This is a genomic window from Dyadobacter sp. HNCC25DJ183, assembly GCF_056895175.1.
The window spans coordinates 156,264-170,495 of the sequence record NZ_JBXHAP010000005.1 but is presented as its reverse complement, the minus strand read 5'-3'; the positions used below and the strand labels follow the sequence as shown (position 1 = coordinate 170,495).

Annotated in this window: 13 protein-coding genes; 7 read left to right on the top strand and 6 right to left on the bottom strand. The window is 46.2% G+C overall.

The features are described 5' to 3' along the window. Positions 1–3: 3 nt before the first annotated feature. Positions 4–1,170, bottom strand: coding sequence for a glycosyltransferase family protein (locus AC1XTG_RS14055; RefSeq protein ID WP_484842414.1), 1,167 nt, complete (start codon positions 1,168–1,170; stop codon positions 4–6). A gap of 1 nt (position 1,171) precedes the next feature. Next, positions 1,172–2,035, bottom strand: coding sequence for a UDP-2,3-diacylglucosamine diphosphatase (locus AC1XTG_RS14050; protein WP_056290917.1), 864 nt, complete (start codon positions 2,033–2,035; stop codon positions 1,172–1,174). 176 nt (positions 2,036–2,211) lie between these two features. On the opposite strand from AC1XTG_RS14050, the gene AC1XTG_RS14045 reads away from it, so the two are divergent. From AC1XTG_RS14045 to AC1XTG_RS14030, 4 genes are all read left to right on the top strand, one after another. Then, entirely contained in the window at positions 2,212–3,660 is a 1,449-nt protein-coding gene (locus AC1XTG_RS14045) for an energy transducer TonB (RefSeq protein WP_484842413.1), read from the top strand. Between the two features lie 132 nt (positions 3,661–3,792). Then, positions 3,793–4,656, top strand: coding sequence for an SPFH domain-containing protein (locus AC1XTG_RS14040; protein WP_056290913.1), 864 nt, complete (start codon positions 3,793–3,795; stop codon positions 4,654–4,656). 1 nt (position 4,657) lies between these two features. Then, positions 4,658–4,840, top strand: coding sequence for a type II toxin-antitoxin system antitoxin (locus AC1XTG_RS14035; RefSeq protein WP_056290912.1), 183 nt, complete (start codon positions 4,658–4,660; stop codon positions 4,838–4,840). A 54-nt stretch (positions 4,841–4,894) separates the two neighbouring features. After that, entirely contained in the window at positions 4,895–7,075 is a 2,181-nt protein-coding gene (locus AC1XTG_RS14030; RefSeq protein ID WP_484842412.1) for a S9 family peptidase, read from the top strand. A 75-nt stretch (positions 7,076–7,150) separates the two neighbouring features. Here AC1XTG_RS14030 and AC1XTG_RS14025 read toward each other — a convergent pair whose 3' ends face one another. The 3 genes from AC1XTG_RS14025 to AC1XTG_RS14015 form a co-directional block, all read right to left on the bottom strand. Then, a complete protein-coding gene (locus AC1XTG_RS14025) occupies positions 7,151–8,674 on the bottom strand; it encodes a M20/M25/M40 family metallo-hydrolase (protein ID WP_484842411.1) in 1,524 nt (507 codons plus the stop codon). Positions 8,675–8,750: 76 nt separating this feature from the next. Further along, positions 8,751–9,731: a porphobilinogen synthase gene (gene hemB / locus AC1XTG_RS14020; RefSeq protein ID WP_200942853.1), complete on the bottom strand. Its 981-nt coding sequence runs from the start codon at positions 9,729–9,731 to the stop codon at positions 8,751–8,753. Positions 9,732–9,861: 130 nt separating this feature from the next. Then, entirely contained in the window at positions 9,862–10,548 is a 687-nt protein-coding gene (locus tag AC1XTG_RS14015) for a response regulator transcription factor (protein WP_056290905.1), read from the bottom strand. Between the two features lie 61 nt (positions 10,549–10,609). On the opposite strand from AC1XTG_RS14015, the gene AC1XTG_RS14010 reads away from it, so the two are divergent. The 3 genes from AC1XTG_RS14010 (at position 10,610) to AC1XTG_RS14000 (ending at position 13,533) form a co-directional block, all read left to right on the top strand. Next, the gene (locus tag AC1XTG_RS14010) at positions 10,610–11,650 is read left to right on the top strand and encodes an alpha/beta hydrolase (protein ID WP_056290903.1); all 1,041 of its coding nucleotides are present in this window, start codon (positions 10,610–10,612) and stop codon (positions 11,648–11,650) included. Between the two features lie 79 nt (positions 11,651–11,729). Beyond that, positions 11,730–12,551 carry an enoyl-ACP reductase FabI gene (locus AC1XTG_RS14005; protein ID WP_484842410.1) on the top strand — a complete coding sequence of 274 codons (822 nt, stop codon included), beginning with the start codon at positions 11,730–11,732 and terminating at the stop codon, positions 12,549–12,551. A 193-nt stretch (positions 12,552–12,744) separates the two neighbouring features. Further along, positions 12,745–13,533, top strand: a complete 789-nt coding sequence (locus AC1XTG_RS14000; protein ID WP_484842409.1) for a hypothetical protein — start codon at positions 12,745–12,747, stop codon at positions 13,531–13,533. Positions 13,534–13,538: 5 nt separating this feature from the next. Here the strand turns inward: AC1XTG_RS14000 and AC1XTG_RS13995 are convergent, their stop codons facing one another. Further along, positions 13,539–14,186, bottom strand: a complete 648-nt coding sequence (locus AC1XTG_RS13995; RefSeq protein WP_484842408.1) for a Uma2 family endonuclease — start codon at positions 14,184–14,186, stop codon at positions 13,539–13,541. Between the last annotated feature and the right edge of the window lie 46 nt (positions 14,187–14,232).

The window sequence follows — 14,232 nt, the reverse complement described above, 5'->3', positions numbered from 1 at the left end:
GCGTTATCGTCCGAGAGCCTTGCTTTCGGACGATTTTGTTTCACCTGTGTTGTGAAAAGCACCAGTATCTGCCGTATGAGTGCTACCGCCGGCAAAGGCTTCTATCTCTTTTAAAAACATCGCTTTACCGCTGTGATACCAGGCGCGGAACTTTACGGATTGGTCAATGTGAGTGGGCAGGTAGTCAAGCAATATCGAGAGATCGAAAGATTTGGAAGTTACGCCCGCACCTGAAATAACGCCGTCCAACGCATTACATTCCTGTTCAAAATGATTGGGTACCGGCACCATCATCACAGGCTTGCCCAGGTACATTGCTTCACAAACAGATTCAAAACCGGCTGTCGTAACCAATGCACGGCAACCTGCGAGCATATTCAGGTACTTTTCGCTATTGATCCTGTGAAAGGTGAGCGTTTCATCGTACTCAAATTCTTCGGAAACATTCGGATTGTCCCAGAAGCAATGCAGCCTGATGTCGGGATGTTGCTGGTGCCAAGAGATAATTTGCTGGCTCAGACTGTGGTGTGTCATGTAAACCAGGAAATAGTCGCCTTTCCGAGGCACAAGCCTGCCGATCTCGCGCCTTAAAAGCGGCGGTACTACGGTGATTTTAAGATCAGGTCGCGACGAAATTTCACGGAATGACAACGCAAGCCTCTTGCCGGCAAGCCAGGAAGTGGATTTTGAGTTTAAATTGATCAAAAACCGACTAACCCTGCTTTGTTCAGGAAAAACGAATCGGGGATGCAGAAGCAAATACTGATGTGCAATGCAAACCATCGGGATTTCCGATCTGTACTTCAGATTGTACAAGCCGCCAAAGGTATCATAAAAACTGACAATCAGGTCTGGCCGGATCTGTCTCACAGTTTGATGTATCCTTTGGAGGCTGCGGAGGTATTTTGGAATATTTGCTAAATGGGTACACAAAGTCCGTTGCAGGTTCATTCCCCCGCCCTGTGCTTTGTAAATGATATTAGGTGCATCAAAGTGATACACCGGAGCATGAATGGACTCGTTGAAAAAGGCAGGTATCTGCCGGCCTGGCGAAGTTCCTACCAGCGCACCCACGACTTCGTGACCTGCTGATCGCAGGATTTGTCCAAGCGAAATAGCCTGGGTAAGGTGGCCCCTACCCTCGCCCTGCACCATAAACAGGATTTTCATATTATAAATAGCGTTGGTTCCGGCCGGTTAACAAGCCCGTGAATGCAACCTGCTTCTCAGAAACTGTGAAGTTCTCAGTAATAACCTTCGCTTTCGTTTTTACAGGCTTTTGAATAACCTCCTGCTGATCGTAATACAGCAGACTCCAGTTTCCGTCAAAATCCTCTACCAATGCACTGAGCGTTTCGACCCAATCACCCGAATTCATATACATGATCCCATCAATCTCGCGGATAGCAGGGTGGTGAATGTGCCCGCATATCACGCCGTCGCAGCTGCGGGAGCGCGCCAGCTCTGTCAGTTTTTCCTCAAAGTCGGTCATGTAATTAACCGCCATTTTTACGGATTGTTTAATCCGCTGGGAAAGTGAATAGTAAGACAGGCCTCTCCATTCACGGTATTTGTTGTAAAATTTATTGACCCAAAGCAAAAATGTGTACCCCATATCACCGAGGTACGCAAGCCATTTCAAATGCGTCGTAATGGAATCGAAAACGTCGCCGTGGGTAACGTAAAAACGCTGGGTACCCGAGTTTAGAATGTAGTCTTTTCTGATCTGAAAGTGCTTGCCGAGCCGCAGCGGAATGATCTGGTCCAGGAAGTCATCGTGGTTACCTCGGATGTAAATCACCTTTGTTTTGTGCTCTTCAATCATTTTCAGCACCCTTTTAAAGAACATAGTGTGCTTTCGCTTCCATACACCATATTTTTTCAACTGCCACGCATCGATGATGTCTCCATTCAGAATTAACTTTTTGCAGGTATAGCTCTTCAAAAAGTTTGTCACCTCCTCCGCTTTGGAACCTCCGGCGCCTAAATGCAGATCAGAAATGATGATTGTACGAAAGTGAGTTGTATCTCCCATGATACAAATCTTCTCATTTTATATTACCTGGATGTTACTGGCAGTTTATCAGTGAGTTAAGTTTTATACTAAAAACTATTTCTACAAATAGCGATACACAATTTCTGCTCGTCACCATTGGTTATTTAAGAAAAAAGCCCAGATATTTATATTTCAAAAAATCGACAAACCAAGCCATGAGAGCACTTTTTACCCTTCTTCTCGCATGTTCATTCGGTGCATTTGCACAAAAAATCCACCTTCCTCATGAGGTTGAAAAAGTAGCCGAGCCCGCAGGCGGAAATCCATTGTTGACTCAGTTTATCAACACCAACCTGCAAGTCCCATTTAAAAGCGCCTTCAAAGGTATCAATGGAAGGGTGTACGTAAAAGCAGTGGTCGAGACAGACGGGAGTGTCAGCAACGTGGAGGTAGCACGCGGGATTGATTCACTATGCAACCAGGAAGCACTCCGCGTTTTCAAACTCTACCAGGCATGGAAACCGGCTACGGTCAAAGGTGAGCCGGTAAGACAGTCCATTTCTTATCCGGTGACCTTCAAAATCGCGCCGCAGGCCGGATATGACAGTACGAGCAAAGCAATAGTTGAATACTACGACGGGAAATATGCGCCTTCTTCCGACCCGAACAAGGCCGAGTACAGGAAGATCCTGCCAGTAGACGAAACAGGGTTTGTAGCGCGCGATGTTGTGTACGAAAACCGCCAGGGGAACAAATGGAAACGAATGGGTGCAGCTGCATTTGCCAGGAATAATGGCTGGTTCAGGTCTGACTACCTGCCTGCAAATACCGATTCCATACAAGTGTATTCCATTTCTGCGAGAGACCAGAATATGGCCAGCCACGCTGCGGAAGGTACATTTCAGATGAATGGACGCTTGCTGGAGTACACGGAGTATGGCGCCAACAACAAAGCATACCTTCACAAATTGTATGATCTGAATGGAATGGTGCGTGAATTGCAGCTATATACCGACAGCGTGAAAACGGAAGTAAAATGGTATGAAAACGGCCAGATCAAATCCGTAACAGAAATCATGAGCGCCAAGCCGACCGAAATTCCCAGAACCGTATATCTCGATGCATGGAAAAAGGACGGAACACAGCTTACCAAGGCCGGCGAAGGTACCTGGGCAATAACCGAGAAAACCTATAATGGAAAGTGGCTCACCGAAAACGGCCGCATTACAGCGGGCGGCAAAACTGGCAAATGGACAGGTAAGTGGGCCGACAGTACCCTGCATTATGAAGAATTGTACGAAAATGGAACGCTACAAAAAGGAATAGCATACCACGACGGCGCAAAAAGTGAGTATACCGAGCCACAAATCAATCCGCAATTCAAAGGCGGCCTTAATGCATTTTACAGATTCCTTGGAATGAACATAAAATATCCAACAGAAGCCTCCCGTCGTGGAGTTACTGGGAGGGTGCAATTGTCATTTGTAGTGTGTGAAGACGGCAGTTTGTGTGAATATAAAGTTGAAAAAAGTGCCGGTTTTGGCCTTGATGAAGAAGCGCTGCGCGTTGTCAAGAAAATGGACGGGCACTGGGTACCCGGAGAAATGCGGGGCAAACCGGTGCGGGTTCGTTATAACGTGCCTATCAATTTTCAGATGGATTGATTTCACCAGGAAACCGTTTATCCAATCCCAAAACCATTCAAGTGTTTTGGGATTTTTTTTATCCTGAATTGTAATGCATTTAGCCGGTAATTGATAATATTGTGATATCATTTTAATATCAACTTCAAGGCTATGAATGAAAAAGAACTAGGTACTGAATCAGGGGCTACGATGCTCGGCCTCGGCTTGTTGCTGATGCTGGCAGGAGGTGCCCTTTCGGCCGGATTGAACAACTCGCTTCCCGGCGTAATTTTATTTATTCCCGGCTTTTTTCTGATACTCGGGTTTACAGTAATCAACCCGAACGAAGCAGTTGTAGCCACATTTTTCGGGGATTATCAGGGAACGATCAAGCGGAATGGACTAAGCTGGGTCAACCCGCTGTTTAAGAAGAAGAAGATCAGCCTGCGTGCGCGTAACCTGAATGGACAGAAGCTGAAAGTGAACGACAAGCTGGGTAATCCCATTGAAATCGCTGCCGTGGTTGTATGGCGCGTAGGCGATACAGTGAAAGCCTGCTTTGAGGTAGATGATTATGTAAAGTACGTGGAAATACAATCGGAAGCGGCTGTACGCCACCTGGCAGGCATTTATGCATACGACAGCATGGAAGACGATGACCTGGCAGCACAGGAAGTTACCCTGCGCGACGGAAGTGGTAAAATCAACGAAATGCTGGAAGGCGAGCTTACGGAGCGGCTGAGCAGGGCGGGCATTGAAGTCCTCGAAGCCCGGATTAGTCACCTGGCTTATGCGCCTGAAATTGCCGGCGCAATGCTGCAGAGACAGCAAGCTTCCGCAGTAGTGGCCGCGCGCAGACAGATCGTAAACGGCGCAGTAGGAATGGTGGATATGGCGCTCGCCATGCTGTCTGAAAAGCAGATCGTGGAGCTGGATGAGGAACGGAAAGCCGCTATGGTAAGTAATTTATTGGTAGTATTATGCGGTGAAAAGGCAGCGACGCCTATTTTGAACGCTGGCACTTTGTACCCCTGATATGTCAGAAAAAAAGGCATTTGTTTTACGGATCAATCCTGATATGCTCAAAGAACTCGAAGTTTGGGCACAGCAGGATTTTCGTAGCTTAAATGGTCAGATCGAATACCTGCTCAGCGAGGCACTGAAAAAACAGCGCCGGAGCAAGAAGCAAAGCAATGATAGTGAGGAAGGAAAAGAATAAAGAAAATGTTAACATTGCATTACAATAGTTGTTCTACCAATTTTTAAGCCGAACATGAAGCACGTCATCAGGATTCTGGCATTCGCCATAATCTCTCTCCAACTATCAGCCCAAATCCCCGATACTTTTCAGTGGCTTCCCGATGGAAGTGGCTATCGCGATGTAAGTGAAAACGATATTGTGGAAGTAACCTTGCCAGCGAATACGCCCAAGGTCATTGTTTCAAAAGCGCAGATAACTCCTGCAGGAGGCAGCCCTCTTCCAATCAGAAGCTACACGATGAGCAAGTCAGGAGATAAGGTTTTGATTTATACCAACTCCAAAAGAGTGTGGAGATATGATACCCGCGGCGATTACTGGGTTTTTGATATTACTGCCAAAACTCTGAAACAGCTTGGCAAAGGCTTGCCGGCTTCGTCACTGATGTTTGGAAAGTTCTCTCCAGACGGAAAACATGTAGCCTATGTAAGCAAGCACAATGTATATGCCGAGGATCTGCAGAGCGGAGAAGTGAAGCAACTGACGAAAGACGGTACTGATCGTGTGATCAATGGTACTTTCGATTGGGCATATGAAGAGGAATTTGATTGCCGCGACGGCTTCCGGTGGAGCGACGACAGCAAGTCCATTGCTTACTGGCAGCTGGATGCAACCAAGATCCGCAACTTTTTGATGATCAATACGACAGATTCCATTTACTCTTTCAATGTACCTGTTGAGTATCCGAAAGTAGGAGAAACACCTTCGCCTTACAAAATTGGTGTGGTAGATATCGCTGGCTCCCAGACTAAATGGATGAACATTCCGGGTGATCCGCAAAACACCTATGTCCCCAGAATGGAATGGTCGGGTATGCCAAATGAGCTTGTTATACAGCAGCTTAACCGCAAGCAAAACGAAAGTACCCTGCTTTACGTCAATACAACCGACGGATCTGCCAAGCCTTTTTACACTGAAAAAGACGAGGCCTGGATCGATATCAAGAGCCGCTGGGAAAATGACCCGATGGGCTGGGACTGGATCAACAATGGGAAGGAGTTTTTGTGGGTAAGTGAAAAAGACGGCTGGCGCCACACTTACCGCGTAAGTCGCGATGGTAAAAAGGAGACTTTGATCACGGTTGGGAATTTTGATATGATTAATCCTGTCAGAATCGACGAGAAAAACAATGCATACTATTTCATTGCTTCTCCCGACAATGCAACGCAGAGCTATTTGTACAAAACTACGCTTGATGGAAAAGGCAAGCCAGTGAGAATCACGCCGGCAGATCAGCAGGGATCGCATGTGTACGAAATTTCACCCCTGGCGAAATTTGCAATGCACCGTTTTTCCAATGCGAAAACTGCGCCGCTTACCGAATGGATTTCGCTCCCGAAACACACTTCCATTGATCCCGCGAATTCTATTGCACAGTCAGCAGGCAAGATCAATTCCGCCAAGCTGGACATTGAATTTTTCAAGGTAACTACGGACGAAGGTGTGGAAATTGATGGCTGGCTCGTGAAACCAATCAATTTTGACGCTTCCAAGAAGTACCCGATTGTATTCACCGTGTACGGAGAACCCGCTTCAAGTACTGTGAAAGATACCTATGGAACAGGCCGCAACAGATTGTACAACGGCAGTATGGCAGACGACGGCTACATTTATGCATCTATTGATAACCGCGGTACACCTTCTCCAAAGGGCGCGAAATGGAGAAAAGCCATTTACAAGAACATCGGGAGGATCAACATCAAGGATATGGACGGAGCAGCTACTGCAATGTTCAAAAAATATGCATTCATTGACACTTCAAGAGTAGCTGTGCACGGATGGAGCGGCGGGGGTTCTTCTACTTTAAACCTGCTTTTCCAATATCCTCAGCACTTTAAAACAGGTATCGCTGTGGCTGCTGTTGGAAACCAGCTTACTTACGATAACATCTACCAGGAACGGTATATGGGCATCCCGCAAGAAAACCGGGAGGATTTCGTAAAAGGGTCACCGATAACCTACGCAAAAAACCTGCAGGGTAACCTGCTTTACATTCACGGCACGGGAGACGATAATGTGCATTATCAAAATGCTGAAATGCTTGTCAACGAACTGATCAGGGCAAATAAGGTATTCCAATTCATGCCCTACCCCAACCGTTCACACAGCATCAGCGAAGGCCAGGGTACCTCAGCGCATTTGAGAAGTTTGTTTACCGATTATCTGAAAAAGAACTGCCCTCCGGGAGCAAAGTAAATTCAGGTTATAACCAACAAAAAAGAGCTGGATCCCATGTGAATCCAGCTCTTTTTTGTTGGTTATAATTCTTTTCTATTTACCGTAAAGCTTCTTGGCAGCAGGTTCGTATTTGTCGCCAGCTGACCATTGAGGAGCTGTTTTTCTATCTGCGATCAGGCGGGTCGTATAAGTATAAGCCTGGCTGAATTTCAAAAGATAGTTAAAGTCGACCGTTTCGGGATTGTCTGAAACCTGGTGATAGTTTTTCATGATATCACCGTTAAATTCCTTGAAGCCGGGTGTAAAAGTAGGTGCAGGAATTCCCTCTTTGGCAAAGTTCACGTTGTCCGATCTGTCAAAAAGACCTTGTTCCGGCGAAGGGTCTGCGAAAACGCCCAGACCGAAAGCTTTACTCGCAGTTTCAATTTCTGAGCGGGCGCCTGTACGGTCCAGGCCCATTACAGCCACGATCGTGGTGTCGTTATAACCTGCACCGTCAGAATTAAGGTTGAATATGCATTTGTTCAAAGGCAGCAGCGGATGCGACGCGTAGTATTTACTTCCCAGCAAACCTATCTCTTCACCTGTCAGTGCAACGATCAAAACCGATCTTTTCGGCGGATTTTTAGACAAGGCCTCGGCCGCAGTCAGCAGAGCCACAGTCCCGAATGCATTGTCTCTCGCGCCATTGAAAATGCTGTCCTCAGCTGTGAAAGGCTGGCCACCCTGCTTGCCTACACCCACGTGATCATAATGCGCTGACAGCAATATATACTCGTCTTTCAGCTTCGGATCAGATCCTGCAATTAAACCGACCACATTATAGCTATTGACCTGCTGCGTTTTCCGGCCGGCTGTTTTAAAGTCTATTTCCTTAGCGCCGCGCAATGCCCGGGCAAATTTTGCTTCCTTACCATTTATCCACGCGTGCGGAATGGAGGATAAAGAGCCTTTATCACTTTCCGAAAGGGATAACTTTTCGCCAGCAAAATTACGCAGCACGATGTTCCAGGGAATGGGCGCATTGAATAGCTCAATAACAGCTACAGCGCCTTTCTCAGCGGCGAGCTTTCTTTTTGCGATAGATGTCGCAATGATTTCGCCCGGTGTTTGAGTTTCGGGCGTGCCGCTTTCCACGAGCACGATCTTGCCTTTTACATCCAGGCCTTTGTAATCGTCCCAGCTTTTAGCCGCATTTTCAAGACCAAAGCTGGCATAAACAACCGGCGCTTTGAGATTTGTTTCCCCTCCGTTCATCAGGATCCAGTCCTGTCCCGCCTTCATGATTTCCGCATCAGCAGTGATTTCGCCGGGAGCAGAAGCTCCCATTTTCTCGAAAGGGACACTCTGGAAATAAGTGTTGTTATTGGTTCCTGTACCTGCCACAGCACTCAGGCCCAGCTTCCGGAACTGCTCTGCAATGTAACGGGCAGCAACAAGATTGCCCATTTCCGCAGTCCGCCGCCCCATCAATTCATCCGCCGCCAGGAACCGCATATGCGCCTCCACTTCGGATTTCTTCACCTGAAATTCAGGTAATGCAGGTGATTTCTTTTGTGAGAAGGAAGGCTGGAAGTGTAAGCTTAAAGCAAGCGCCAGCAAGAATGACTTATTCATTTATAATTTCAGATATCGTTTTAAGAAATTGAATGTAAAATAATCCTTACAATTTCCGATAAGGTCTTGAGGAATATTACCCATTCAAAATCACAGCTGCCTCCTTCGCAAAATAGGTCAGAATGCATTTGGCACCGGCGCGGCGGATACTGGTAAGTACTTCCATCATGGCGCGGTCACCGTCCAGCCAGCCATTTTGTGCAGCGGCCTTAATCATCGCGTATTCACCTGAAACATTGTATGCCGCAATGGGAATATCAAAATTCTCATCGAGCAAACGAATAATGTCCAGATAAGAAAGCGCGGGTTTTACCATCAGCATATCCGCTCCTTCCGCGAAATCAAGCTGCGCTTCCAGCAATGCCTCGCGCTTGTTGGCCGGGTTCATCTGATATGTTTTCTTATCCCCGAACTTAGGTGCCGATTCAAGCGCATCGCGGAACGGACCATAGAATGCACTCGCATACTTGGCAGAATACGACATGATACTCACATCCGAAAACCCGTGCGAGTCCAGGTGCTGACGGATATAACCTACCCGACCGTCCATCATATCACTTGGTCCAAGGATATCTGCGCCCGCTTTCGCCTGAGCGAGCGACATGTTGGCAAGAATTTCCAATGTAGCATCATTCAAAATCTTGCCATTCTCAACCAGTCCGTCGTGACCATCAGAACTGTACGGGTCCATTGCCACGTCGGTCATAATCACCAGCTCGGGAAAGCGCTCCTTGATTGCGGTGATCGCTTTCAGATAGAAGGTATGCTCGCGGTAACTTTCCGAGGCAACTTTGTCTTTTTTACTTTCGGGATAATTGGGAAAAAGGTCGATGGCGCGGATTCCGAGATCCGTTACTTCCTTTAATTCTTCGAGCAAATTGTCAAGAGAGAACCGATAAATACCGGGCATTGATTTGACTTCCACCTTTTGGTTGGAGCCTTCCTGGACAAACATCGGGTAAATGAAATCGGAAACCTGAAGTGTCGTTTCCTGAACCAGATCCCTGATTCCTGCGGATTTTCTATTACGTCTCGGGCGACGGGATATATTGATCATGATTGGCTGTCGGCGATCAGCTGTCGGCTGTCGGCTTTTTTGTAAGCTACTTAAATACTTAATGCAAATAAAAAACCATGCAGCTCCCGTTTCAGTTTCGCAAACCCTCCTTTTTCCTACTTCCTCCCCTTCACCCCACCATCAACTTAAACCCTTCCCCGTGCAGGTTCATGATCTGAATGGAAGGATCTTCGCGAAGGTATTTGCGTAGTTTGGTAATGTACACATCCATACTGCGGGCATTAAAATAGGAATCGTCTCCCCAGATGGTTTTCAATGCATAGCTGCGGCTGATCGGCTGATTGAGGTTTTGACAAAAAAGGCGGAGCAGCTCGGATTCTTTACTGGTAAGCCGGGCTGACTTGTCATTTGCGGAAAGCTGCTGGTGACTGTAATCAAACTGATACTGCCCGATCTGGTACACTTTCAGTTCTTCCTTAGTATCAGGCTGTTTTTTATACCGGCGCAAAATTGCTTCTATCCGGAGGAGCAATTCCTCCCGGTCAAAGGGCTTTGTAACATAGTCATCGGCCCCGACACGAAAACCCTGCATAGTATCTTCCTTCATTGATTTGGCAGTCAGGAAAATGATGGGAACATCGCGTCCACTCATCCTAACTTCTTTTGCCAGAGAAAATCCATCCTTTTTAGGCATCATCACGTCGAAAATGCATAAATCGTACTCTTTATCGACAAAAGCCTGCCATCCTTTCTGTCCATCAGTAGCAAGATCAGTAGAATAGCCTTTATCGATCAGATATTCCTGAAGCAGCGATCCCAGATTTGCATCGTCCTCAACTAGTAGCAGGTTGGGCATAGAAAGGATATTAAATTATGTTTGCAAGATAGTATTGATAAACCTTCTTAACTTATAAAAAATGTTAAAATTTCTGGTCTGGCTTGTCGCATTCGTCGTCCTCACGGGCATTGTTTACTATGCCGGACCGAAGGTGCCGGAAGCACGTTTAACACCCGTTTTACCCACCATTACCACTGACCTCCCCAAACTCGAACAGGAAATTAACCAGTCCGAAAAAGCAGTTGCCCACATTAAGCAAGACAATGAAGCCCGCATTATCTGGGCAGACAGCAGCAAAAAGGAAAAGACGCCTTACAGTATTGTATATATCCACGGCTTCGGCGCAAGCTGGGCAGAAGGCGATCCTGTGCACAAGGATTTGGCAAAAAGATATGGCGCGAATTTATACCTGGCGCGCATGCACGACGCAGGTATAGCTGATACCAGCGCATTTGATGATCTCACTCCGAACAACTTTCTGGCCGGGGCCAAACGCGCATTGGCGATAGGGAAAGCATTGGGTGACAGTGTGATCGTAATAGGTACTTCTGCGGGTGGTTTGCTTTCGGTATACCTCGCTTCGACACACCCGGAAATCAAGGGACTGGTACTTTATTCGCCCTGCATAGAAGTGGCCAATCCTACCTTGAAGCTGATTACCGGACCCTGGGGCAAGCAAATCCTGCACCAGGTCATTGGCGAGCACAGCAAAGGCAGGGACTCTATTCCCGAGCGCGCGCAGTTCTGGTTGCAGGGTTACCATACCAATGGACTGGTCACTTTGCAGCAGATGATGGACGTGATTTCGCGACGTGAAGTTTACGAGCGCATTAAAATGCCCGTTTTTGTAGGTTATTATTACAAAAATGAAAAAGAACAGGATCCAGTGGTTTCTGTAAAAGCGATCCGAGATATGGCACCACTGCTGGGTACGCCGGAAACATCGAAAGTTGAAAAGGCATTTCCGGAAAGCGGCGACCATGTAATTGCTTCACGGCTACGCTCTAAAGACGTAAAAGGCGTGTACGAAGCTACTGACAGGTTTTTTCAGGAAAAGCTCCATTTAAAACCAGTAGAATCGGCAGTAACCCAGCCTAATACTGTTAGTTGGGCTGACTAAATCTGGCATAACCAACCAAAAATGCTTTACTTTGCCGCCTTAAACGGACTTATCCTAATTAATCAATAGAGAGGAAAATATGGCTTACGGTTTATTAAAAGGAAAAAGAGGAATTATTTCAGGTGCATTGGACGAAAACTCGATCGCCTGGAAAGTAGCCTTGAAAGCAAAAGAAGAAGGTGCTACGTTCACATTGACCAATGCGCCGATCGCAATGCGTATGGGCGCGATCAACGAGCTGGCCAAACAATGTGAAGCCGAAATCATTCCTGCCGATGCTACATCTATTGAGGATATAGAAAACCTTTTCAGCAAATCAACCGAAGTACTGGGTGGCAAAATAGACTTTGTGCTGCATTCAATCGGAATGTCTCTGAATGTGAGAAAAGGCAAAGAATATGGCGATCTGAACTATGAATGGTTTCAAAAAGGACTTGATATCTCTGCACTTTCACTGCACAAATTCATGCAGGTGGCCGAGAAGCAGGACGCATTGAACGATTGGGGTTCAGTTGTTGCATTATCCTACATTGCAGCCCAAAGAACCTACTCTTTCTATAATGATATGGCCGAGGCGAAAGCATTGCTGGAAAGCATTGCCCGCAGCTATGGATACCGTTATGGAAAAGCGAAGAACGTTCGCGTAAATACGATTTCACAGTCTCCTACCAAAACAAAAGCTGGTTCGGGAATAGCGGGATTTGATGCATTTTATGATTTTGCAGATAAAATGAGTCCGCTGGGGAATGCTTCGGCAGATGATTGCGCCAATTATGCGATCACGCTCTTCTCCGATCTCACCCGTTTTGTTACCATGCAGAACCTCTACCACGACGGCGGTTACTCATCGACAGGTATCTCGGAAGAATTGGTTGAGCTGATCCAGGAGCAACATAAATAATCCGCTGATCACACAGAACATCATAAGTAAAACCCTTCAAGGCACACGTTTTGAAGGGTTTTCTGTTTTTACTTAAAATATTTCCACCACTCACCCGTTTGCCGTTGTGTGCTATTTATGAACAGATTAGTTTTAGCCAAATTAAATTGACCCTATGAAACCTCGGATAAATCGGCTTTTTTCAGATCGTATTTTGAATAGAAAACAAGCGCGGCTATTGGCTGCTCTTTTGCTTTTCACTGCTTCCTTTTCATTCCTTTCCTGTGGCGGCGAGAAGGAAGAAACGAAGTCAGCTCCTGATACCCCTATCTATACATTGGTTTTTTTGGATAAAACGCAGAGCGTGCATGTAGACAGGAACTATGTCAATGAAAAGTACCGGCAGACGCTGACAGATATTGTAGAAACCAACATGCGGAACAAAGGCGATAAGCTGGAAGTGTATTTTATCCACGAAAATACCTCAAAAGCACGCGCGTTGTCGCTGACTGTAAGAAGTGAGAAAGATGATATGGAAAGCGCAAATGCAACCGACCGTGAGGGCATTGAGACTGCATTCCAGCTCGCACTTCAAAAAGAAAAGGGGATATATTTGAGGCAGTTACTGGCCAAATTAAACCAGCAGAACACAGGCGCTTCCAACTTGCAAACGGATATTTGGGCAAGCTTGCCTGTAATTGCCAAAGCCGGCGAAAGCGGATCGGAAGTAAAGGTCTACTATTTCAGTGATATGGTGGAAAGTGTAAAGGGTGCAGACCGCAGGGATTTCCATATTAAGCCGCCAAAAACTGACGCCGAGGCAGAGGCAGACGCAAAGGCAGATACTAAAAAGCTGAATCAATATGCGATAGGCTCGCCGCAGGTTACGATTGTCTCACCCTTTGAACCAACTGCTTCTACCAAAGAAAACAACCCGCACGTAACGCATTACTGGCAAACGCTATTTCAGGAGCTGGGTGGAGTGAGTGTAGAGGAGCTTTGAGTTTTTTAGAAGTTTTGAAGGACTTTCAGGTTCTCGGCTTCATTGAAGATAGCTTGTATCGGAATTTGAAAGCCGGGAATTGCGAAGCTGGTCACAGTCCCATTACCGGATTTTAGTACCAGCTCATATTCATCTCCGTTTAGATGATATTGTTCCAAAGTCTCAATCTCAGGATCGATTATCCAGTATTCCTTGATAGAATGTGCTTGGTAATCTTTGAATTTGATGCCCTTATCACGTTTTTCAGTAGAAGGCGAAAGAATTTCTACTACGAAATCCGGAGCAGGAAAAAGTGTTAAGTCTTTTGAGAAATGAATAGACTTTTCTTTTCCGAAAAAGGTAATATCTGGTTCATAATCATTTCGGGTAAGCGTAATCATAATCTTCTCAATACCAACGTAGCCCAGGTCGTTTTTCCCAACATAAATGCTTAATGCTCTTGAAAGCATACTTGTTGCGAAGTTGTGGCCGAGTTTCACAGGAGAATGAACAACTATTTCTCCATTGATAAACTCGATTTTCTGCTCTTCGGTGATCTCGTTATAGAATTTAGCACGACGCTCGCGCTCGTCATTAAGCACCTCGGTAACGGCTTGAACTACGAAATACGCGTCCGGTTCATTGAGAATGTCTGAAACAATTCGCTTACCCATCTCCGTTTTTAAAATTGGCCTTTCTAAAAGTTGTGTTTCCAAATTT

Bases quoted from the DNA above. Each gene is read 5' to 3' on its own strand.
- AC1XTG_RS14050 (WP_056290917.1), bottom strand. From the start codon at position 2,035: ATGGGAGATACAACTCACTTTCGTACAATCATCATTTCTGATCTGCAT.
- AC1XTG_RS14035 (WP_056290912.1), top strand. From the start codon at position 4,658: ATGTCAGAAAAAAAGGCATTTGTTTTACGGATCAATCCTGATATGCTC.
- AC1XTG_RS14005 (WP_484842410.1), top strand. From the start codon at position 11,730: ATGGCTTACGGTTTATTAAAAGGAAAAAGAGGAATTATTTCAGGTGCA.
- AC1XTG_RS13995 (WP_484842408.1), bottom strand. From the start codon at position 14,186: ATGGGTAAGCGAATTGTTTCAGACATTCTCAATGAACCGGACGCGTAT.
- AC1XTG_RS14045 (WP_484842413.1), top strand. From the start codon at position 2,212: ATGAGAGCACTTTTTACCCTTCTTCTCGCATGTTCATTCGGTGCATTT.
- AC1XTG_RS14040 (WP_056290913.1), top strand. From the start codon at position 3,793: ATGAATGAAAAAGAACTAGGTACTGAATCAGGGGCTACGATGCTCGGC.
- AC1XTG_RS14025 (WP_484842411.1), bottom strand. From the start codon at position 8,674: ATGAATAAGTCATTCTTGCTGGCGCTTGCTTTAAGCTTACACTTCCAG.
- AC1XTG_RS14030 (WP_484842412.1), top strand. From the start codon at position 4,895: ATGAAGCACGTCATCAGGATTCTGGCATTCGCCATAATCTCTCTCCAA.
- AC1XTG_RS14055 (WP_484842414.1), bottom strand. From the start codon at position 1,170: ATGAAAATCCTGTTTATGGTGCAGGGCGAGGGTAGGGGCCACCTTACC.
- hemB (WP_200942853.1), bottom strand. From the start codon at position 9,731: ATGATCAATATATCCCGTCGCCCGAGACGTAATAGAAAATCCGCAGGA.
- AC1XTG_RS14015 (WP_056290905.1), bottom strand. From the start codon at position 10,548: ATGCCCAACCTGCTACTAGTTGAGGACGATGCAAATCTGGGATCGCTG.
- AC1XTG_RS14010 (WP_056290903.1), top strand. From the start codon at position 10,610: ATGTTAAAATTTCTGGTCTGGCTTGTCGCATTCGTCGTCCTCACGGGC.